At 59.0% G+C, this 21,835-nt stretch carries 21 protein-coding genes; 10 read left to right on the plus strand and 11 right to left on the minus strand.

From position 1 onward, the window contains the following. Positions 1-442: 442 nt before the first annotated feature. The gene (locus AC07E3_RS17560) at positions 443-1,207 is read right to left on the minus strand and encodes an IclR family transcriptional regulator (RefSeq protein ID WP_478363672.1); all 765 of its coding nucleotides are present in this window, start codon (positions 1,205-1,207) and stop codon (positions 443-445) included. Between the two features lie 193 nt (positions 1,208-1,400). Between AC07E3_RS17560 and AC07E3_RS17565 the strand changes: the two genes are divergently transcribed. From AC07E3_RS17565 to AC07E3_RS17600, 8 genes are all read left to right on the plus strand, one after another. After that, a complete protein-coding gene (locus tag AC07E3_RS17565; RefSeq protein ID WP_478363765.1) occupies positions 1,401-2,972 on the plus strand; it encodes an ABC transporter substrate-binding protein in 1,572 nt (523 codons plus the stop codon). Between the two features lie 100 nt (positions 2,973-3,072). After that, entirely contained in the window at positions 3,073-3,924 is an 852-nt protein-coding gene (locus tag AC07E3_RS17570) for an alpha/beta hydrolase (RefSeq protein ID WP_478363674.1), read from the plus strand. Further along, complete coding sequence (gene ggt, locus AC07E3_RS17575) at positions 3,921-5,534, plus strand: gamma-glutamyltransferase (RefSeq protein WP_478363676.1); 1,614 nt, start codon at positions 3,921-3,923, stop codon at positions 5,532-5,534. The genes AC07E3_RS17570 and ggt overlap by 4 nt, the downstream gene beginning before the upstream one ends. 21 nt (positions 5,535-5,555) lie before the next feature. Then, complete coding sequence (locus AC07E3_RS17580) at positions 5,556-6,530, plus strand: ABC transporter permease (RefSeq protein ID WP_478363678.1); 975 nt, start codon at positions 5,556-5,558, stop codon at positions 6,528-6,530. A gap of 6 nt (positions 6,531-6,536) precedes the next feature. Then, positions 6,537-7,469 carry an ABC transporter permease gene (locus AC07E3_RS17585; protein WP_478363680.1) on the plus strand — a complete coding sequence of 311 codons (933 nt, stop codon included), beginning with the start codon at positions 6,537-6,539 and terminating at the stop codon, positions 7,467-7,469. Then, positions 7,466-8,440: an ABC transporter ATP-binding protein gene (locus tag AC07E3_RS17590; protein ID WP_478363682.1), complete on the plus strand. Its 975-nt coding sequence runs from the start codon at positions 7,466-7,468 to the stop codon at positions 8,438-8,440. The genes AC07E3_RS17585 and AC07E3_RS17590 overlap by 4 nt, the downstream gene beginning before the upstream one ends. A gap of 2 nt (positions 8,441-8,442) precedes the next feature. Next, positions 8,443-9,465, plus strand: a complete 1,023-nt coding sequence (locus AC07E3_RS17595) for an ABC transporter ATP-binding protein (protein ID WP_478363684.1) — start codon at positions 8,443-8,445, stop codon at positions 9,463-9,465. Beyond that, positions 9,462-10,496, plus strand: a complete 1,035-nt coding sequence (locus AC07E3_RS17600) for an AbrB family transcriptional regulator (RefSeq protein WP_478363686.1) — start codon at positions 9,462-9,464, stop codon at positions 10,494-10,496. The genes AC07E3_RS17595 and AC07E3_RS17600 overlap by 4 nt, the downstream gene beginning before the upstream one ends. A 77-nt stretch (positions 10,497-10,573) precedes the next feature. Here AC07E3_RS17600 and AC07E3_RS17605 read toward each other — a convergent pair whose 3' ends face one another. The 9 genes from AC07E3_RS17605 to AC07E3_RS17645 all read right to left on the minus strand — a co-directional run bounded on the left by AC07E3_RS17605 (position 10,574) and on the right by AC07E3_RS17645 (position 18,731). Further along, positions 10,574-10,918, minus strand: a complete 345-nt coding sequence (locus tag AC07E3_RS17605) for a RidA family protein (protein WP_229450116.1) — start codon at positions 10,916-10,918, stop codon at positions 10,574-10,576. Next, positions 10,915-12,075 carry an NAD(P)/FAD-dependent oxidoreductase gene (locus AC07E3_RS17610; protein ID WP_478363688.1) on the minus strand — a complete coding sequence of 387 codons (1,161 nt, stop codon included), beginning with the start codon at positions 12,073-12,075 and terminating at the stop codon, positions 10,915-10,917. The genes AC07E3_RS17605 and AC07E3_RS17610 overlap by 4 nt, the downstream gene beginning before the upstream one ends. A 9-nt stretch (positions 12,076-12,084) precedes the next feature. Beyond that, positions 12,085-13,470: an FAD/NAD(P)-dependent oxidoreductase gene (locus tag AC07E3_RS17615; protein WP_478363690.1), complete on the minus strand. Its 1,386-nt coding sequence runs from the start codon at positions 13,468-13,470 to the stop codon at positions 12,085-12,087. Next, complete coding sequence (locus tag AC07E3_RS17620; RefSeq protein ID WP_478363692.1) at positions 13,467-13,766, minus strand: (2Fe-2S)-binding protein; 300 nt, start codon at positions 13,764-13,766, stop codon at positions 13,467-13,469. Before AC07E3_RS17620 ends, AC07E3_RS17615 begins: the two co-directional genes overlap by 4 nt. Next, positions 13,750-14,856, minus strand: a complete 1,107-nt coding sequence (locus tag AC07E3_RS17625; RefSeq protein ID WP_478363694.1) for an NAD(P)/FAD-dependent oxidoreductase — start codon at positions 14,854-14,856, stop codon at positions 13,750-13,752. Before AC07E3_RS17625 ends, AC07E3_RS17620 begins: the two co-directional genes overlap by 17 nt. Next, entirely contained in the window at positions 14,853-15,653 is an 801-nt protein-coding gene (locus AC07E3_RS17630; RefSeq protein ID WP_478363696.1) for an ABC transporter permease, read from the minus strand. Before AC07E3_RS17630 ends, AC07E3_RS17625 begins: the two co-directional genes overlap by 4 nt. Next, on the minus strand, positions 15,650-16,510 hold the full coding sequence (locus tag AC07E3_RS17635) for an ABC transporter permease (protein WP_478363698.1): 861 nt from the start codon (positions 16,508-16,510) through the stop codon (positions 15,650-15,652). Before AC07E3_RS17635 ends, AC07E3_RS17630 begins: the two co-directional genes overlap by 4 nt. Beyond that, complete coding sequence (locus AC07E3_RS17640; RefSeq protein WP_478363767.1) at positions 16,507-17,598, minus strand: ABC transporter ATP-binding protein; 1,092 nt, start codon at positions 17,596-17,598, stop codon at positions 16,507-16,509. Before AC07E3_RS17640 ends, AC07E3_RS17635 begins: the two co-directional genes overlap by 4 nt. Positions 17,599-17,714: 116 nt before the next feature. After that, a complete protein-coding gene (locus AC07E3_RS17645) occupies positions 17,715-18,731 on the minus strand; it encodes an ABC transporter substrate-binding protein (RefSeq protein WP_478363700.1) in 1,017 nt (338 codons plus the stop codon). Between AC07E3_RS17645 and AC07E3_RS17650 the strand changes: the two genes are divergently transcribed. Both AC07E3_RS17650 and AC07E3_RS17655 read left to right on the plus strand, forming a co-directional pair. Beyond that, positions 18,700-19,803 carry a LysR substrate-binding domain-containing protein gene (locus tag AC07E3_RS17650; RefSeq protein ID WP_478363702.1) on the plus strand — a complete coding sequence of 368 codons (1,104 nt, stop codon included), beginning with the start codon at positions 18,700-18,702 and terminating at the stop codon, positions 19,801-19,803. The genes AC07E3_RS17645 and AC07E3_RS17650 overlap by 32 nt on opposite strands. Positions 19,804-19,866: 63 nt before the next feature. Then, entirely contained in the window at positions 19,867-20,970 is a 1,104-nt protein-coding gene (locus AC07E3_RS17655; RefSeq protein WP_478363704.1) for a LacI family DNA-binding transcriptional regulator, read from the plus strand. Here AC07E3_RS17655 and AC07E3_RS17660 read toward each other — a convergent pair. Beyond that, complete coding sequence (locus AC07E3_RS17660) at positions 20,942-21,805, minus strand: PfkB family carbohydrate kinase (RefSeq protein ID WP_478363706.1); 864 nt, start codon at positions 21,803-21,805, stop codon at positions 20,942-20,944. The two genes, AC07E3_RS17655 and AC07E3_RS17660, sit on opposite strands and share 29 nt — an antisense overlap. Between the last annotated feature and the right edge of the window lie 30 nt (positions 21,806-21,835).

Consider the following 21,835-nt stretch of genomic DNA (forward strand, 5'->3'; position numbering starts at 1 on the left):
TATCGTTCATGAAAGGCTCATCGGCACCTTCTGCCGCCTGAGCCCGACACCCCGGAAGTTCCGGTTCGGGGCGATCCAAAGAAGGGGTGCACGTCAGTTGAGCAACAGGCTAACCCAAAATCGGGAACATCTCAGGGGAGCAGGTCAACGAGGTTATTCCCATAGCCTGCCCAATTTGCAGAAACCGTTCAAGCTGAAGACGTCACATCCGCGCCACTGCCGGGAGCCTTCCTTGATCTGCTGGAGCGCCCGGAGGCAAAGAAGTTCATTGGCGGGTTTGGCGCAGGGTTCAAGCTGATCAAACATTATCGGCACTTGATGCGCGGCTTGCTCGATGCCGATTTCAGTTCCCAGCTCCAGTCACGATCTTTGTCAGATTTGTCACGCAACCCATGAGCAGTTTCGACACAGACTCTGAGTCCACTAGAGTGTCTCTTCCTGTTCAAACACTATCCTCATCACTCCAGCCCAAGGCCCGGGAAAGGCGAGCTGCAGATGATGTCGTCAGTCGAATAATGTGCTCCAGTTCGGACTCTTTAACCCTGAACGCAGGCGCCACGACATGCAACGTCGCTATGACGGAGTTGTCCAAGGCAAAGACGGGAGCAGCACACGAAACCTGATGGTCGCTCACCTCACCACGGCTGACACAGTAACCCTGGCGGCGAATCCGTGTGAGCTCGGCAAGAATGGCTTTGCGGGAGCGTGGCGTGTTTGCAGTAAGCGCGGCAGGTCTCAAGGGAACGCATTTATCGATGAACGCCTGTGGCTGGAAGGCCAACAGACATTTGGGCGAACCTGCATAGAGAGGACGACGGCGCCCCACATTCGCATGCACCCTCAGGTCCCGCGACGGCTCGGCCTTCGCAACGCATAAGGCTTCCATGCCATCGATCGTCCGCAACTGCACGGTCTCGTTCACCCGCTGGCACAGTTCTTCGAGAATGGGCGTTGCCAGGCGAATCATATCCGTTTGCGAACTGGCGGTGATTCCCAGAACCAGCATGGCATCGCCCAGGCCATAAGCGCCGTCTTTCGTCCGCTTTACGATCTGACGCTGTTCCATTGTATGCAACAATCTATAGGCGCGTGACTTATTAAGCCCTGTTTTTCGGGCGAGATCCGTCACACCGATGTTCGGCTTTCGGGCCACTTCCATAAGAAGGTCCAATGCCTTATCAACTGATTCTACTATATAATTTTTCATAGCGCTCTTAATCGAGGTCGACTTCTTTCAGGGTATTTTATGTGTTTTATCTGACGAAACAAGCGCAGAATAAGTTTGACAGCCTCGTTTGTGCACCTGTTTACTCAGGCCTGTTGAAGAGCACGAAGTTCAAAAAATCGCGGCCGGTCGAAGGCCACCGCGAACAACCAGGGGGAAGAGATTGACGAAATTCATGACCCGGCGGAGTTTTCATGCCTCGGTGATTGCGCTGATCGCTGCTGGCGCCATTCCCGCATCCGCTCAGGAGGCCACGCTTTCAATAGGCATGGCCGCGCCCATCACCTCGCTTGATCCGCATGAGGATTCCAATTCACCGAACAACGCCACCAGCCGCCACATATGGGACAGCCTGATCAATCGCGGCGGCTCGGCGGAAAACAAACCACAGCTCGCAACGGAGTGGGAGGTCGTCGACGACACGCACTGGCGTTTCAAGCTTCGTGAGGGTGTTACCTTTCACGACGGCTCATCCTTTGACGCTGAGGACGTTGTGGTTTCGCTCATCAGAGCTCGGGACAAGGAGAGCCAGGCCTTTGCCTCCTATACCCGCAACATCGCCAACGTGACTGCCGAAGACGATCACACCGTCGTGGTCGAAACGACGGTCCCGGATCCGATGATCCTGAATTCGCTCAGCCGCATTCGCATTATCAGTTCGGAATTTGCCGACGCACCGGTTTCCGATTTTGAGAACGGTCCCGCGGCAGTTGGTACGGGCCCCTTCAAACTGGTCTCCTACACACCGGGCGACCGGATCGAACTGGAGCGGAATGAGGATTACTTCGCCGGCCCGGCGGACTGGTCCCGTGTAACCCTGCGGCTTGTACCCGACGATGGTGGCCGTCTCGCGTCCCTTCTGGCCGGGGATCTGGATCTGATCGAGAACCTTCCTGCAGAGGGTGTGGCGCGGGTCGAGTCCAATGATGATCTGAAAATCATCCGCGGTCAGTCCACCCGCCTCGTTTATCTCGGTATGGATGTTTCGCGCGATCAAACACCCTTTGCCACCGCAAAGGATGGGTCGCCACTGGACAGCAACCCCTTCAAGGATGCTCGCGTACGCAAGGCGCTGCTGATGGCGATGAACCGCGAGGCCATCGTTGATCGTGTCATGCAGAAGAACGGCACGGTTGCCCATCAATTCGTTGCCGACGGCTTTTTCGGACATTCCGACGCGGTTGAGGAGGTCGGCTACGACCCGGAGGCTGCGAAGGCCTTGCTTGCCGAAGCCGGTTATCCAGACGGTTTTGCCCTTACCATTCACGGCCCGTCCGGCCGCTATGTGAATGACAGCGAAGTCTTGCAGGCCGCAGGCCAGATGTTCTCGCGCATCGGCATCGACACCAAGGTGGAAGTGATGCCTTGGTCGGTTTATTCAGGCAAATATTCCGATGGCGAGTATTCGCTCTTCCTCGGCTCCTGGGGCGTGAACACCGGAGAAGTCTCCAATCCGGCGCTGGCTCTTGTAGCAGCACGCAACGCTGACAAGGGCACCGGACGCTACAATGGCGGAGGCATCGATGTTCCCGCGATCAATGAGCTTCTGGATCAGGCGACGTCCACGCTTGATGAAGAGGCAAGAGAGCCTCTCCTTCAGAAAGTCTCGGCGGCGACGTTCAACGATGTCTGGCTGTTGCCGATGCACTACGAGAATGTGGTGATGGGCGCGAAGAACGGCATCGAGTTCAAGCCGCGCGGGGACAAATACACGCTCGCTTATGAAGTGCACAAAGCAGGCGAGTGACGCACACTTCGCGGGAGGCGCCTGGATCGCCTCCCGCATACCTCTCCCAATATAGGGCGTTCCTTCGGGCCCGCCTGCATTAAACATCTCAGGAGTACACATGCAGGAGCTTGCATCCAGCGGTGCGGCTTTGCGCGCGCGCGCCATCTATGACTATGGTGAGACCGCAATCATAGCGTCCAGCATCGATCCCCGGTTCCACATGATGCTCTACGTCCCCCCGGCAGCAGCCGAGGGGAAAAAGGTCGATCTGCTCGTTGCCGTCCACGGAACCGGCCGAACCTCGGCTTTCGAGTTTCGCGACGGGTTCGCGGAATTCGGTCTTTACAATGACTGCGCGATCCTGTGTCCGATCTTTCCGGTCAATGTGCGCGGTGATGGAGCGCGCTCGGGCTACAAGTACATGCAGGAAGGCGACATCCGTTACGACAAGGTCCTTTTGTCCATGGTCGAAGAGATGGCCGGGAAATATGGGCAGGACTGGTCGAAGTTTGCGATTTTCGGCTATTCGGGTGGCGGTCATTTCGCGCACCGCTTCGCCATCCTCCATCCGGAAAAACTATGGGCTGCAAGCATCGGTGCACCTGGATCAGTGACGCTCCTCGATCCGGACCGCGATTGGTGGGTTGGCGTGCGGGACGTGGCCGAACGCTTCGGCAAACCCTTTGACGCATCAGCCCTCGCACGCGTCGCGGTTCACATGGTTGTCGGTGATGCAGATCTCGAAACCTGGGAGATCGCCCATGCACCCGGCTCGGCCTATTTCATGGAAGGCGCCAATGACGCCGGCGCCACCCGACCCGAGCGGCTGCGCAGTCTCAAGGCTTCCTTCGAGGCGGACGGGGTAAATGTGACTTTCGACCAGCTTCCGGGCGTGGCGCATGATCGGATGAAATGCATCGGCCATACGAAAGCTTTCCTGACCCGCACTCTCAAGGAGATGCGCGCATGAACCGCAACGCTACGATTGTTGCTCCGCAACCAGAGGCAGTCGAGGCCGGCGCCGAAGTGCTGGAACGTGGCGGAAACGCCATTGATGCGGCACTAGCCTGTGCGTTCGTTCAGGGCGTTGTCGATCCGCAGATGTGCGGCATTGGCGGCTTCGGATCGATGCAGGTCTACATGCCGGATCGCGGCATCCACGAGATGCTGGAGTTTTATGCGCTCGCGCCCTCCGCGGCGACACCCGATATGTGGCTCGACAAGCTTCTGGGTCAAAGCCGGGACGGGTTTGGCTTCATCCTTGAAAACAACATCTCCGAGATCGGTTATCTGGCCTGTTGCACCCCTGCTTCGCTCAAAGGATATGAGCGCGCCCTGAAAGATTACGGCACCTGGGATTGGGGCGACCTCATTGCGCCAGCCATCAAATATACCGAAGAGGGCTTCAAGATTCGACCGCACATGCACTGGTACTGGACCAAGGACCAGACAGGTGACGGGCAGGTGAACACGCTGGACAAGCTGCGATACTCGCAAACCGGCCAGCGCGTCTATTTCCACAGCGACGGCAGACTTCGCGAGGTCGGCGAGATACTGACCAATCCTGATCTTGGGCGTACATTGCGACGGATCGCAGAAAGCGGCTCTTCAGACATATTCTATCACGGTGAGATCGCCGAGCAGATTGCTGCGGATTTCGCGGCCAATGGCGGATTGATCGCGATGGAAGATCTCGCACAGTACGAAATCACCAAAGCAGCACCGGTTTGGGGCAGCTACCGCGGGCGCCGGATTGCCTCCAGCCCTCCGCCGGGCTCCGGCTTTCCCATGATCGAATTGCTGCACATTTTGGAGAACTTTGATCTCGCCGCGATGAAGCACGGCTCCACAGACTATGTGCGCACGCTGTTCGAGGCGATGAAACGCATGACCATCGACAAGGACAAGCATATGGGCGACCCCGCCTATGTGGATGTTCCGGTGGAGGAACTGCTGTCCAAGGAGCACGCTGCGGAACTCGCCGCGCAGATCAAGCGGGGAGAGCGCGCCAGCGTTGAACGGCTTGATATGTCGCAGCGGGACACCACGCATATCTCGGTGGTGGACAAGCAGGGCAATGCCGTGGCTTTGACCCATTCGCTGGGCAGTCCCTCCGGCGCCATCACGGAGGGGTTGGGCTTCATGTACAACGGGTTGATGAGCCGCTTTGATCCGCGACCGGGCAAGGCAGCATCGATTGCGCCCCGCAAACGTCGGGCGAGTTCAGCTGCACCGACGATCGTGTTTGAAGGCGACAGTCCCTCGATCGTGATTGGCGCTCCGGGAGGCAGCTATATTGCGCCGACGGTCGCCCAGGGGATCATCAACATGATCGACTTCGACATGAACATCCATGCCGCGGTTTCCGCACCGCGTTTGGTCGGGGTGTCCAACAGCATAGACATCTGCAACCGCATCCGGCGTTCGGTGGCTGAAGAGCTGCGTGAGCAAGGCTATGAAGTGTTGCGCTCGCCACAAGCTTATGCGTTCGCCGCGCTGCATGGTATCCGGATAACCGACGGGGTCTCTTCCGGCGCTGCAGATCCGCAACGGGACGGTATGGCGATCAGCGTCGGCTGAGCCGGAAAGCGACAACAAACCATGGTAACCACCCTCATACGACGCATAATTCAGGCGGGGTTCGTCATTCTTGCGATGACGGTAATCGTTTTCCTTGGTGTGAACGTTATCGGCAACCCGGTCGACATTCTCATCAACCCCGACCTGAACCAGGCTGAGCGGCTGCGCGTAATCGAGAGCCTGGGGCTGGACCGGCCGTTGTGGCAGCAATATCTGAGCTTCCTGCACGGTCTCACGGAAGGGAATTTCGGCAACAGCTTTGTCTATTCCAAGCCGGCGCTCGATGTGATTCTTGAGCGCTTGCCCGCGACGCTGGAACTGGCGCTCTGTGCGATGGTGATCGCGATAGTCGTTGGCCTGCCTCTGGGGCTCTATGCCGGTCTTTATCCGAACCGGGTCTCCTCACGGGTTATCATGACCGGCTCCATTCTCGGCTTCTCGCTGCCCACCTTCTGGGTGGGGCTCATGCTGATCCTGCTGTTTGCCGTCCAGCTCGGCTGGTTGCCGTCCAACGGGCGCGGCGAGACCGCAATGTTGTTTGGGGTTCGCTGGTCTTTCCTCACGTGGGATGGGCTCTCGCACCTGTTGCTGCCTGCATTGAACCTCGCCCTGTTCAAGACGTCGCTCATTCTTCGGCTTACCCGGGCGGGCGCGCAAGAGGTGATCATGCAGGATTACGTCAAGTTCGCCCGCGCCAAGGGTTTGCGGGAAAACCGCATCATTCTGGTGCACATACTGAAGAACCTGATGATACCTGTCGTGACGATCATCGGACTGGAGTTTGGCTCTTTGATCGCTTTCTCCGTGGTGACCGAGAGCATATTTGGCTGGCCGGGCATGGGGAAGCTCATCATCGACAGCATCAACCTGCTCGATCGCCCGGTAATCGTCGCTTACCTGATGATGATGGTGGTGCTCTTTGTCTCGCTGAATTTCATCATTGATGTCTGTTATACACTGCTGGACCCGCGGGTTCGGCTGGATGGCAAAGGCTGACGCGCCATGGAGTCGAAAATCGCCACTGAAGCTGAAAGCCCCACTGCACAGACTGGCCAGATTCCGATCAGCAGGCGCATCTGGCCCGCACTGCGTCACTTCTTCTCGTCGCCGGCGGCAATTGTCGGATGCATCGGGTTGGTTGTTGTGCTGTTCACCGCCATCTTCGCGCCGTGGATCGCTCCCCAGAACCCCTATGATCTGCTGCAACTCGACATTATGGACAGTCGTCTGCCCCCCGGTTCGGAGAGTTTCTCAGGCGTGCCCTATTTTTTGGGAACCGACGGCCAGGGCCGCGATATCCTTTCCGGCATCATGTACGGGCTGCGCACCTCCCTGATCGTCGGCATTGCGTCGGCATTCGCGGCCGCACTTATCGGCACCACTTTGGGGCTCATGGCTGCTTATCTTGGGGGACGAACCGAGAATTTCATGATGCGCCTGGTGGACCTGCAATTATCCTTCCCCACCATTCTCATGGCGCTGATGGTGCTTGCGATCCTGGGCAATGGCGTGACGAATGTCGTATTGGCAATCATCGTCGCAGAATGGGCGACCTATGCCCGCACGGCGCGTGGGACGGCGCTGGTAGAACGGGAGAAGGAATACATCGATGCGGCGCGCTGCTTGCGTATTCCCGGTCGTCGCGTGCTCTTGCGCCACCTTTTGCCCAACTGTCTTGCCCCGATCATCGTGATCGCCACCATGCAGGTCGCCCGCGCCATCGGGCTTGAAGCGACCCTCTCCTTCCTGGGGCTGGGCGCGTCAGTCACCCAACCCTCTTTGGGAATGCTGATCTCCAACGGCTACCAGTATCTTCTCTCTGGTCTCTACTGGATCAGTTTTTACCCTGGCATCGCCCTGCTCATCACGATCGTATCCATCAATCTGGTGGGTGATCGGCTTCGCGATGTGCTTAATCCGAGGAATGCCCGATGACCGCGCTGCTTGAAGTTCGCAACCTCGTCACCGAATTTCCCGGTGAGGCGGGAAACGGCCTGCGCGCGGTGGATGACGTGTCGTTTCGTCTGGGGCGCGGTGAGGTGCTGGGGCTGGTGGGCGAGAGTGGTTCCGGCAAAAGCGTCACGGGGTTTTCCATCATGGGGCTGGTGGACTGGCCTGGGCGTGTGGCAGGCGGGCAGATCCTGTTTGATGGTGAGGATATCGCCCAGGCTGACGCGGAAACCCGCCGTTCCTTGCGGGGCCGACGTATCGCCATGGTGTTCCAGGATCCCATGATGACGCTCAATCCTGTTTTGCGGATCGGCACGCAGATGACCGAGGCATTGCATGCCCATGAACGCATGAGCAGCGCGGCTGCGCGTGAGCGGGCCCGTGATGCGCTGGGGCTTGTGGGTATACCCAGTCCGGAGGAACGCCTGGACGCCTATCCCCACCAGTTCTCGGGCGGTATGCGTCAGCGCGTGGCGATTGCGATTGCACTGCTGCATCGACCCGATCTCATCATCGCGGATGAGCCGACCACCGCGCTCGACGTTACCATCCAGGCACAGATCATTTCCGAGTTCCAGAAATTGACGGAAGATCAGGGGACGGCGGTCATCTGGATCACCCACGATCTCGCAATCGTTTCCGGTCTCGCCGATCGCATTGTGGTCATGTATGGCGGCCGCATCGTGGAGACGGGCAATATCGAAGATGTTCTGGTCGCGCCCAAACATCCTTACACGCACGGTTTGATCCGCTCTGTGCCTTCACAAAACAGTCGCGGCCACAGGTTGGCGCAAATTCCCGGGGTGACACCAAGCCTCGCGCGGATGCCTCAAGGATGCGCGTTCCGAACCCGCTGTGAGCGCGCCACAGACGCTTGCACCGCGCGGCCGGGACGCTTTGGGGATGTGCTGGCCTACCACCGCTGCTTTCATCCCCACGAGGAGGCTTTGGTATGACAATGGCAGAGACAGTCGCCGGCGCCTCCACGCCGCTGCTTGAACTTCGCCAGGTGTCCTGCCGTTTTGGCGCGCGTCCTGACCTTGCTGCCCGGATTGCAATCGCACTCGGTGCGGCCAAACCTTTCCCGATTATCCATGCGCTGGACAAAGTGGATTTGACGATCCGCAAGGGGGAAGTGCTGGGCCTTGTCGGAGAGTCCGGTTGCGGGAAGTCGACGCTCGGCAGAATTGCCGCAGGAATATTGCCGCCCTCTGCGGGACAGGTTTTCTGGAAGGGTGAGGACCGGGCCACGTTGCGTGGAAGCCGGCAGCGGGATGCCGATCTCGAAGCGCAGATGATCTTCCAGAATCCGATGGCAGCGCTCAATCCAAGGATGACGATCGAAAAACTGGTGGCCGAAGCTCCAAGCATCCATGGCTTCATCAAAGGCAGCACCAGCAGCTATGTGGATGACTACCTGACCAAGGCGGGGTTCGATCCGGCGATGAAGAAGCGCCTGCCGCACCAGTTTTCCGGGGGGCAGAGGGCGCGGGTCAACATCGCGCGCGCGCTCGCCGTGCAGCCGGATTTTCTTGTCTGCGATGAAAGCGTCGCAGCGCTCGATGTGTCCATTCAGGCGCAGATTCTCAATCTGTTTATGGATCTGCGAGAGCAGCTGGATCTGACATATCTGTTCGTCAGCCATGATCTGGGGGTCGTGGAACATATCTCCGACCGGGTTGCGATCATGTATCTTGGACGGGTCATTGAGGAAGCGCCTGTGGCCGAGATTTTCTCCCGGCCAAACCATCCCTATACCCAGCAATTGCTGGCTGAGGTGCCACGCATCAGACCGGGAAAACGACGCTTTGCTGCAATGAAGGGGGAACTGCCGAGCCCTCTCAATCCGCCGAAAGGGTGCCACTTTCATCCGCGCTGCCCGCACGCACATGAGCGATGCAGAATAGAAGTTCCCCAAAAGCGCGAGATTGCCCCGGGGCACGTTTCGGCATGCCATCTGAACGACAAGCAGGCGGTATGAGCGGAACAGGACGCATTCCCGGCTTCATCCTTGCCTTGCTGCTTGGCGCCACGGGCGGAGCGCTCTTCACCTGGATCGGGATGCCGCTTTCCTGGATGCTTGGCTCGATGACCGCCTGCGGCATTGCATCAATCATGAGTCTGCCGGTTCGCGGCTCCACTCTCGCCCGCCCGCCCATGTCGGCCGTGATCGGCACCATGCTGGGTTCCCAGTTCGGGCCGCACACTCTGGAGAGTGCAGCGATGTGGTGGCCGGCACTCCTCGCGTTGGCCGCTTATCTCGCGGTGGCGGCTGTTCTGTGCAATGTCTATCTGCGCCGCGTCATTCATCTCGATCGGCGCACGGCCTTCTTTTCGGCGATGCCGGGCGGGCTCGTTGATATGGTGTTGCTTGGCGCGGAAAAGGGTGGCGACGAGCGGACCATCGCATTGATGCACTCTTCACGCATCTTTCTGGTTGTGCTGAGCCTTCCACCACTGATGACGTTGATCACGGGAGCTGATCCGGGAGCACGTGTGGCGACTTGGCGACCACTCTCCGACATGGGATCGGCTGATGTGTTCTGGTTCATCGCAACACTTGGGGCCGGGATCGGGCTCGGCAAATTGCTGCGATTGCCGGCGCCATATCTGATAGGTCCAATGCTGGTGAGCGCGGGGCTGCATTGGACGGGTGCCTCTGGCTTCGTCGTGCCAAGCACGGTTATGGCCGTAGCGCAGGTGGTTCTTGGAACCGTCGTCGGTTGCCGCTTCGCTGGCACCGCGCCAAAGCGCATTCTGCACATTCTGATGACCTCTGCCGGCGCTACAGCAATCCTGCTTTCGGTGGCCGTCATCTTTGCTTTCGCTCTCCATCGGATCATTGAAGTGCCGGTCGAAGGAATCCTGCTGGCCTTTGCACCCGGTGGGCTTGCTGAGATGAGTCTGGTTGCGCTCGCGTTGAATCTCGAGGTGGCGTTTGTGGTGATCAGCCATATAAGCCGCATCGGTATGGTCATTCTTGCGGCAGGCCTGCTCGCATCCAGGGATTGAGCATGGCCTGGTTGATCCACTTCCGGCCATCATTATGGCCGGAAGGATTCTTCAGGCAGTCTAGCGGCAGAACACAATCAGCGTGCCGCTGAGACCACCACTTCGATCAAGGTGTCCTTGCCCAGCTCGGCCACCCCGATCGTCGCTCTCGTGGGCAGGTGTTCCGCCGGCATCCATTCGAGCCAGGCCTCGTTCATACCCTCTTTTTGCGAGAAGTCGGAGATGTAGATCATTGCGGTGAGAAGGTTCTCCTTCGAAGATCCCACCTGTGCCAGGAGAGCATCGATCTTGGCGCAGATCTGTTCTGTCTGCCCTTTCATATCCAGCGACTTGTCATCGGCGACAAGGCCTCCGAAATACAAGACGCCGTTGTGCTCGACGACCCGATGGTTGATGCGGGTCTGAATATGTCTCTTGATCATGAGAGTTCCTTCTGTGCTCTGGTTGGATCTTGCGGAAAGCGCTTGATTGAAAATGGCTTGATCGGAGCCTGGGTGCTGCCGGTCGCGATCAATTCCGCCATGATGTCGCCGACTCCGGGTCCGAGCTGAAATCCGTGAGCGGAGAAACCAAAGGCGTGGAAAGCACCCGGCGCATGTGCCGCGGGACCGATAACCGGTATGCCATCCGGCATCAGCCCTTCGATTCCCGCCCAGGAGCGAACGATCTGTGCGCCACGCATCACGGGGAAGATGTCCATTGCGGTCTGCGCGGAATGACGCAATTCGGACATCTGCATATGTGTTCGATTGTTTGCCGGCTCCGGCACTCCCGGTCGGCCACCGCCGATAACGACTGTGCCGTTTGGCATCTGTTTGAAGGAGAGCGGACGGCCCGCCGCTCCGACGACCGCGGTACAGAATGGGCGCAGTCGTTCCGTGACGATCATCATTGGAGCATAGGCTCTTACGGGGGCATGATCACCGATCCGCCGTGCGATCTCGCCTCCCCAGGCCCCGGCGCAATTCAGAACGAAACGCCCTGTAAACTCCTGCGCTCCAGAATGCACCTTCCACTCCTCTCCGGACCGGGAAACGCGCTCGACAGGTGTGTGCTCCAGAACACGCACCCCCATCTGTTGAGCCTTGCGCTGAAAGGCGAAGGTCGTTTGGTATGGCTGGGCAAATCCGTCATCGAGAGATGCGATGGCACCGACACAGTGTTCGGCGACTGCCGGCAGATACGTGCGCATTGTCTGCCGGTCCAGTATCTGCTCATGGGTGTAGCCCAGGCTGTTGAGTTCCGCGACGCGCCCACGCAAGGTTTCGAGCTCTTCCGCAGTTTCTGCGACCTTGATCTGCGGAGACGGTTGAAAACCACAATCGTCATCCAGCAGGTCCGCGATGCGGCGCCAGATGGACATGGAATGAAGCGAAAGCGGAATTTCCGCGACGTGCCTGCCGAGCTTTCGTACGCCCCCGGCGTTCACTCCCGAAGCGTGCCGGGCCACCGTGTCCTTCTCGAAAACGATGACCTGAAGACCGCGCATCGCTGCGTGCAGAGCTGCGGAGCAGCCATGAATACCGCCGCCGATCACAAGAAGGTCGGCGGTCCTATGCTGAAGTGATGCCATCGCCATGATATTGCCTCAGAGCGGTTCGTCACGCGTCGGTTCGCGTTCGAGCTGAGCCAGTTCGGAAAGGAGAAGTGGTTTCAGCGGTGGGCGCAGGCGATAATATCCGATGGACTGCGGGTTCTCCTTCCGCCGCTCCGCTATGATGGAGCTGACCGCGAGCCCGCACATACGACCCTGACAAGGTCCCATGCCGCTCCTCAGGAAGGATTTGATCTGGTTGGGGCCGGGCGCTCCGAGATCGACAGCTTCGCGGATGGCCCCGGCGGTCACTTCCTCGCAACGGCACACGAGAACGTCGTCGTGAGGCACCATGACTTCGTCAGACGGCGCATAGAGCGTCTCCAGAAACGGCCTAATGGCTTCGTCGCGGCTGAGCTTTTTCTGCAGCGCCCGGATTTGGGTGCCTTTGTCGCCCCCCAGCTTCTGCGCTACACGGAGGGCGACAATCCTGCCTCGGATTTCTGCGGAGTTCGCCCCGGCTATTCCGGCTCCGTCGCCTGCGACGAAGACGTTCTCCACGCTGCTTTCGAAAAACGCGTCCAGTTTTGGAATGAAACAGCGCTGGCTCTCACTCCATACATGGTCGCAGCCAAGCAGACGCGTTGCCTGCTGATTGGGGACGACACCCTGGTGCAGCGCGACACTGGTTGTCTCAATACGGTGTGCCCTGCCGTGAGCGGAAAAACACACAGCCTCGGCGCGTTGGGTGCCTTCTATCCGAATATCACGGGCGCCGGTGTAATGCGGAACGCCAGCGCGCCGGATTTGCCGCATCATCGCCATGCCCTTGCGCAAGTAAGAGAGCGCCGAGAGCGCACGCGGAAGATGCCGGGCAGCCTTGAGGTAGCGGCTTCTGTCGATGGTTTCGATAATGGCCTTCGGTGGCCCACCCGCCTCGATCATCTGTTGTGCAAGCAGGTAGAGCAACGGCCCGCTTCCGACGAGCACGACATCGTCGCCCACACCGCCATGGGCCTTGAGGAGGATCTGCAAGGCACCCGCTGTCGTAACGCCCGGGAGGGTCCACCCGGGCATTGGCGTGGGCCGTTCCACCGCGCCCGTTGCGATGAGGAGATGCCGCGTTGAAATCTGGGAAGAGCCGCCATTACGCGAATAATCGATGCTGAGATCGGGGTTTATGTTCCAGACAGTGGCTTCAGGAATGTAAGTGGCATTGGAGGCGCGAAACGCCTGAGCGATCGACAAGCCTTTCCCGTAATCCGGGCCCAGCAATTCTCGACGTTCCTCCGGCACGGTTTCAATCGCGCGGTAGATTTGGCCGCCGGGAGCGGGCTGTTCGTCAAGCAGGATGACGGAAAGGCCGGCATGTGCGGCTTCCGTCGCAGCCGCCATTCCCGCCGGGCCGGCACCGATAATGGCAAGGTCACACGCATTCATTCGATTTCAACTCCAATGGCACCTTTCTGGCGGCGCACTGACATGCCTTCGCGCACGGCCACCATGCAGGCCTGGCGGTTCGGAACCCCGTCAATCTCGACGAGGCATTCAAAGCACACGCCCATCAGACAGAAGGGGCCGCGCTGGCTTTGGGAAACCGGCGTGTCGCGGAAGTGGGTTTCACCTGCAAGCATCAGCGCGGAGGCGACGGTGTCCCCGGCAGCTGCATCGATGGAACGGCCTTCGAAGGTGAAGGAGACCTTTCCGTTTTTGGGGGCATTAATGCGCTTGAACATTCAGTCTCTCTGTAGAAAAGGCAGACATGGGTTCTTCCAGCCGGCCGCGAGCGATCATGGGGGCGAGCGTGCGTGCGTGCGCACCCGCCAGCGTGACGCCGGAGTGGCAATTCATCGAGAAAACGCCTGGATGGCTGTCGGATTGTTGGTAGATGGGAAAGCCATCCGGGCTCATGACGCGTAGCGCCGCCCACGAGCGCACAAGCCGCAAATCCTTCAGAAAGGGGAAGGAGCGGATCGCCCGGGTCGCGATATCCGCCATGATGCCGGTGCGCGAGGTCAGGTCAAAACCCGCATCCTCGTGGCTGTCGCCGAGAAGGAACGAGCCCTCGTCAGTCTGCCGGATGAACACAGTCGGCATGGAGAATTTCATCTCTGTGCGCTCGGTGACCAGGATCTGCCCTTTCTGAGGAAAAACCGGAACCTCCAGGCCGACGAGAGGGCCAAGTTCGCGGTTTCCAAGGCCTGCAGCCAAGACAACCTTGGCTCCTTTGAAGGAGCCCGCCGCGGTGGTTACGCGGTAACCGGCGCCATCTTTTTCAATGTTCTCAACGCGTGCCTCGTTTCGATAGGCTCCGCCGAAACGCGTGATGCTTTCGTGCAGTGCCCTCAAAAGGTAGAGCGGACTTGCATGTCCATCATGGGGTGACCAGCTTGCGCCCACGACCTCCGGGCCGATGCCGGGCAGCATCTTTATCAGCTCGTCGCGCTTGATCATCACGGCCCCGTAATCGGAGCCGTGAACATTGTGCATGCGCTTGATGAGAGCGGACTGCCGCTCCCAGGCTTCCTCTGAGAGGCAGAGATGGACACCACCGGCCTTGTGATAGGCGGTGTCTACGCCGGTCTGTTCCTGAAGCTCCTCGGAAAAATCAGGCCACACGTCCGCCGAATGCCGGCTCCACCGTGCGTATTCGGGCATGCCTTCGCCTTTGGACTGGACCCAGACAAGACCAAAATTCCCGCGCGAGGCCCGGAATGCCACATCGCCTTCGTCCAGAACCAGAACCTTTTCACCAAGCCTGCCAAGCCCGTGGGCCACGGCTGCGCCGACCAGGCCACCACCGACAACGATTGTGTCGTAGTTCATCGCGCTTCTCCTCCGATCAGCAGCCTGTCCAGTCCGTAGAGCTTGTTGACTGCGAGCATCAGCAACACCGTCAATAGGATCACCATCGTTGATATCGAGGCGATCAGAGGATCAGTTGTCTGGGTGATGTGCGAGAAGAGTCGCACTGGGAGTGTGGTGGTTGACGGGTTCACGATGAACACCGTCACGGTGAGTTCGTCAAAGCTGGTTATGAAAGCGAGCACCCAGCCTCCCACCACGCCGGGCAGGATGAGCGGCAGTGTCACACGGCGAAACACCGTCCAGTGCGATGCACCGAGCGAGGTTGCGGCCATTTCAATGGATCGATCGACCCCCGTGACGGAGGCTAGGACCAGTCGCAGCACGAAGGGTGTAACGATCACGGCATGGCACAGAACGAGCCCTAAAAAAGTGCCGTTGATATCGAACAGGCTCAGAAAGCGCAGGAACGCGACACCAAGAACCACGGTCGGCACCGTAAGCGGCGACAGGAAAAGCGCCTGCAATGCGTCGCGCCCGCGGAAGCGCTCCCGCCCGATGGCGAGTGACGCCGGCACGGCAAGAAGCGTCGACAGTGTGGCTGATGCCAGTCCAAGTTCCAGGCTGATCCAGGCCGCGTCGATGAAATCGGGATTTTCGAGGATCGCCTTGAACCAGCGAAGCGAAATTGCGCTCGGGGGGAACTCCAGATAGCCCGTGGGCGTGAAGGAGACCCCGATCACCACGAGGAGCGGGCCCATCATGAACAGTGCGAAGAGGGCATTGAAACAGAGGGCTAAAAAGCCATTGCGATTCATTCGAAGACCCCCGAATAGCGGTGTTCCACCAATTTGTTCCAGGCGATCATGATGGTCAGGACCGACACCAGAAGCAGGATCGCGATAGCGGCACCCAACGGCCAGTTGAGCGTGTTCAAAAACTCGTCATAAACGGTTGTTGAGACCACCTTCACGCGCCGTCCACCCAGCACTGCCGGGGTGGCGAAGGCGCTGGCCGAAAGCGAAAACACGATAAGCGAACCGGACAGAACGCCAGGCATGGCCTGCGGCAGAACGATGCGCATGAAAATCGTGAATGGCCCCGCGCCAAGCGATTCCGCCGCCCGCTCGGTGGCCGGATCCTGGCGCTGAAGCGCGGCCCATACTGCGAGGATCATGAACGGGATCATGACATGAACCAGGGCGACGACAATCCCGGTGGATGTGTACATCATGCGGATGGGTGAGGTGATAAGCCCGATGTCACGCAGGAATTCGTTGATAACCCCCTTGTTGCCCAGCAGGATCGCCCAGCCCAGCGTGCGCACCACAACAGATATGAGAAGAGGACCGAGCACGATGAGCAGCATGAATGAACGCCAGGCGGGTTTCATGCGGAAGAGAATGTATGCCTCCGGCAGCCCGAGCACGGCGCAGATGGCCGTGGTGATGAAGGCAATCAGAAAGGTGCGGCCGAAGATCTCGTAGAAATAGGTGTCGCTCAGCACCTCGGCGTAGTTCTCCAGCCCGAACGTGTTCTCGATGCCTCCGTAGAAAGAGAAGCTGTTGAAGCTGAGCAGGAAAGTCATCGCCAGTGGCGTAACGAGCAAGGCCGCGAAGAGCGTCAGTGCCGGAGCACTGAGAAACCAGGGTGTCGCTTTGCCGGAAACCGTCATGATGCCTCTCCGCGTGGTAGGAGCCGCATGGCTTCCGGCTTCCAGGAAAGGTGAAGGCGTTCGCCGATGCCGGCCTCGCGTCGACCCAGATTGCGCTGCATGACAAGCAGTTTTCCGATGGGCGTATCGACCCGGAAAAGCCAGTGATCCCCCAGGAACACCCGCTCGACCACGTCGCCGGAAAGGGTTGCCTGGACCTCATCGGTCAACTCGATACGTTCGGGGCGAAGCGAAAGCTCGATAGGCCCGTCTGGCAGATCAGTGTCGGGACCTGGAAGGCGTACATCGTCAATGATGATGTCTATCTTTTTGCCTTCTCTCCGCAGAACAGCCGGAAGGCTGTTTGTCTTGCCGAGAAATGTCGAGATGAAAGACGTTGCCGGCTTCTCATAGACGTCGAACGGACTGTCTTCCTGAATGAGGCGTCCGCTTTGCATGACCGCGACCCGGTCGCTCAATGCCATGGCTTCCGATTGGTCGTGCGTGACGAGGAGAGTGGTGACGCCGGCCTCCTGTTGAATTCGGCGGAGTTCAAGCTGCATTTCCTCGCGCAGCTTCGCATCGAGATTTGAGAGCGGCTCATCGAGCAGAAGGAGCTCCGGCTCGATCACAAGCGCGCGGGCGAGCGCCACACGTTGCCGTTGTCCACCACTCATATTACGCGGGAAGCGGTCTCCCAGGTGTGACAGGTGAACAAGGTCGAGCGCATCGGAAACGCGCCGCCGCCGCTCGTCGGCTGGCACATTGCGCATCTCCAGTCCGAAACCCACATTCTGTTCGACCGTCATGTGGGGGAAGAGCGCGTAGGTTTGAAACACGATACCAAGCCCACGTTTCCGCGCCGGAACGGCGCCGAGATTACGGCTGTTCAGCATGATCTTGCCGGAGGTGGGTTGGGTAAAGCCTGCGATCATCTGCAGCGTGGTCGTCTTGCCGCATCCCGAAGGCCCTAAAAGCGAGACGAACTCTCCGCGCTCGATGCTCAGATTGAAGTCCTCGACGGCGATCACCGCATTGTAGCGCTTGTTTAATGCTTGAAGCTCAAGAAAAGCCATTGTCAGCCCGTGATTGAAAGCTGGTTGATCCATCATCGCCGCGCCCGCAGGGCAACGTCAGCCCCGGGGGGCGAAGCCACCCGATCTCCGCCAGATGGCGGCACCGGTAGCTTCGCCCGGAACGGGGATGACGATTTCCAGGGTTGCGATCAGCGTTCGATTTCGCGTGCCCAACGCTTGGTCCACTCTTCGCGGGCCGGGTTGATCGTGTCCCAGTCGACGGCAATCAGCTTGCCGATCTGCTCAGGCCCGTAAGGAAGCGAGGCAGCCAACTCCTCCGGCAGCTCGGCATTCTTGTTGACCGGACCAGAGCCCATGGCATCGGCGAGGCGCACCTGGATTTCCGGTTCTAGCAGGAAGTCAACGAAGGCGTTGGCCAGATCGGACACATCGCTTTCGACCACTGGGCATGCAGCCAGCATAAGAGCGACAGCGCCCTCCTTGGGATAAGCGAACTTTGCCGGAAAGCCTGTGTCGGCAAGGGACTTTGTACGGCCCGAACCCCAGATCGACAGGGCGATTTCCTCCGATTGGAAGAGCTCGGACATCTTGCCGGATGAAGGCTCGAACACCAGGATGTTGGGCGCGACCTTTTCCGCCATGGTGCTGAAGCCAGGGTCGATGTTCTTTTCCCCGCCACCATTCAGGCGCGCCATCATGACAAGCGTGTGCAGGCCATATGTATTTGAGATCGGCGGGATAGACAGGATCTGGCTGTATTTTTCGTCCGCCAGGTCCATCCAGCTTGACGGCGGCTCCCAACCTTCGCGTTCAAACCACGCGGTGTTGTAGGTAAAGCCGGTGGCCACAAAGCCGATCCCGATCGAATTGGGCCCAAGCTTCGCGATGTCATAAATGTCATCGCCCGGTGTGGAAGATGTCATGGGCGCGCAGAAATCGAGAGCATCGGCCTGATACATCGGACCGTCGTCAAGAATGACAACATCCAGCTCCTGATTGCCCTTCTGCGCTTGGAGTCGTGCAAGATTCTCCGTGGAGTTTCCTGGCACGAACTGGATCTTGACCTCATGTCGGCTTTCGAATTCAGGGATGATGAGTTCCTTCATCAGTGTTTCGAAAGACCCTCCATACCCCCCGACGGTGAGCGTCTTCTCCTGCGCCAGTGCAGCCCCGGTGGCTAAGACCGAGCAACTCGCAGCCAGCATTCCATGCGCCAGCGATCGCCAAATCCTATTCATTGTCTTCCCCTTTGTTCTTGTGCGGTGGCGCGCCTATTCAAAGGAGACGGCATCTGAATTTCAAATCATATTATTTGCCCTTGGTATTCCGAAAGGTTATGTCTGTGCGATGCGCAAAACCAATGTCCGACAAATCGAAGCCTTCAATGCTTTCATGACGAGTGGCTCTGTGACCAAAGCCGCAGAGGCGTTGCATGTCAGCCAGCCGGCTGTGAGCAAGCTATTGAAACTTTTCGAGGATTCCTGCGAGATAAGGCTGTTCAATCGCGAGACGGGCCGTCTTGTTCCGACACCCGAGGCACGGGTGCTCTACACGGAAACGGCCAAGCTGGAGGCGGGTGTGCTCCGGGTACACAAGGCTGCGCGGGAGATTCGCGAGTTCGACCGGGGGCAGCTAACGATTGTCGGGTTCCCTGCCATCGGTCTTCAGCTCATACCGCGTGTTGTGGCCGACATGCTTGGTCGTGACACGGGCCTTAAAGTCACCCTCCTGACGCGCACTTCACCCAGCATTGCGGATGTGATGCTCACGCGATCAGCGGATTTCGGCCTTTCACTGGTGCCTGCCACCCACAGCATGCTTCACTGCGAACCCTTTGCGCAGTTGCCGATGATCTGTGCGCTTCCGGCAGACCATCACCTGGCCAGCAAGCAGGTGGTTTCACTGCGGGATCTTTGTGACGACCCGTTCATCGCGCTGGGGCGAAGCGACATGTCTTACCCGGCAATCTATGAAGCCTTCCACGCAATCGGGATCAGTCCACGTGAGGTTGCCGAGGTTCAAATGCTGGAAGCCGCCTGCGCCATGGTGAGTGCCGGTTTTGGTGTCTCGATCATCTCCAGTCTGGCCCTCGTTGCGCCCCAGGACCCCAGAGTCGTCTTCCGCCCGCTCGCCGAGCGCATTGAAACTTCCATCTGGCTGATCACGTCGCACGTGCATGAGTTGCCGCTCGTGGGACGCGAGGTGATCAACCGCATACGGGATGCGGTTTCCCGGATAGATATATCCCAAACGCTCATTCCAGCTTCCAGGAGCTGATTGATGAAAGAGGTGGCTTGCCGGAGCGGCGGCTTTGCGAGATAGAGGGCCCGGAGGGTCGCTGTGACACAGAATAAAAGCCGAAAGGTTACGATCGCGGAGGTTGCCAGACTGGCAGGGGTGGGCACGGCCACCGCCGGCCGGGTTCTGGGCGGCTATGGCTACAGCAGCGAGGATGTGCGCAATCGCGTTCAGGAAAGCGCGCGCAAGCTCGGCTATCAACCCAACCAGCTTGCGCGCAGCCTGATCACCGGCGTGACCAAGACGATCGGTGTCGTTGCCGGGGATATCCAAAGCCCGTTCTATTCCAGCGTTCTTCGTGGGATCTACGATGTTTCGCGTGCCGAGGGCTTCGGCATTCTGCTGACCGGCAGCGATGAAGACCCCCAGAAGGAGATTGAGGCCGTAGAGCTGCTTATCCAGAAACAGGTGGATGGTCTGATTGTTGCCCCGAGCCAGTTGTCAGGCGCGAAACACCTTCAGGCTTTTGTCGCCACAGGGAAGCCCTTGGTCCAGATCGACCGTATTGTCGAAGGATTGGACACCGATGCTGTGACTGTCGACAATGTGTCGGCGTCCAGACGCTGCACGGCTGAGCTTATTGCCGCCGGCCACCGGCGCATCGGTATCGTAGCCGAACTCGAATGGTGGCAGGGCGGGAATCTGGAGAATTTTATTGCCGGCGTTTTGGCGGGCACGGTCTCGTCGGATTATCTGTTTCCCAGTTGGCAACGCCTGCTCGGCTATCTGCAGGCGCATCTGGAGGCCGGAGTATCCGTCGATCCTGCACTTGTGGCACGTGTCGGCACCTATTCCGTCGAAGCTGCCACTGAAGCCATAGCATCCTGTTTCCGAAACACTGCCTGCCCCACCGCGTTCTTCTCCACCGATGGCCTGATGTCTGCTGCGCTGATGGGCGTATTGAAGGAAAAGCGGCTTTCGATTCCGGAAAACATCTCACTGGTGTGCTTCGACGACCTCGACTGGATGCAATTCCACGAGCCGACGATCAGCGCCGTTGTGCAGCCGACAAGAGAGGTTGGCGAAAGAGCCGCGCGGCTGGTGCTCGACCGTATCGTCGATGGCGCGCGATCGCCATCCCGTTCTGTGTTGAAGGCCGACCTGATTCGGAGAGAGTCTATTCAGCCGCCGGCGAGCTCTGGTTGAGCGTGGCTCGCGCCATCTCGAGCTGTACCGGAAGATCAATGGGCACCCCATAGCCGACGGCCCCATAGTAGGAGCAGGTTCTGGCAGCCGCCTCGGCAGCGGCCGACAGTGTGTCGCTTGGCTTTTCCTTCGTCATGAGACCGACCAGGGTTCGGGCGATGAAAGTGTCGCCGGCGCCAAGAGTGTCCACCGCTTCAACTGAAACAGCTTGCATGTCGTATTGCGTGTCGCCCTTAAGGAGAACGGCGCCATCGCGCCCTCGGGTCGCCAGCACCCATTGTGCACCTGCATTTCTTATGGTTCGGGCAAGCTCCACTGCATCCTTCTGTGAGAGATGACTGGTGGAAACGGAAGCCAACAGGCACAACGGAGCGACTTGAGCGATATGGTGCGCTTCGTGACGAACGGCAAAATCATAGGAAAGAGCTGTTCGCTGAGCGATCTCCGGAAGCCATTGGTCAAGCGCGCTGCTTTGGCCCACATGGGCAACGTCAAATCCTGACAGGAAATCGAAATCGTCCATATCGGGGATGAAGCGCGAGACGCCGAAATCATTGTTGAGGAACACCCTGTCCCCGTCCACATGGCCGATGACACAATAGGCCGTGATACCTTCGACAGTGCGCAGTCGTTCAATGTCAACGCCCTCCTGCAGCAGAACATTGCGCATATGCCTCCCCGCCGCGTCGTCGGCCATAGCGCCGACATAGGCGCTATCGGCGCCAAAACGGCGGGCAAAGACGGATACATTGTAGCAATTTCCTCCCGGATACATCAGCCCGTTGGAGAGGTAGCAGTCGACATCATTGTCTCCGATCGCCGCGATTCGAACCATTTTTCTCTATTCCGATTGACAAGGTGTGAG

The organism is Nitratireductor lacus (assembly GCF_056431025.1).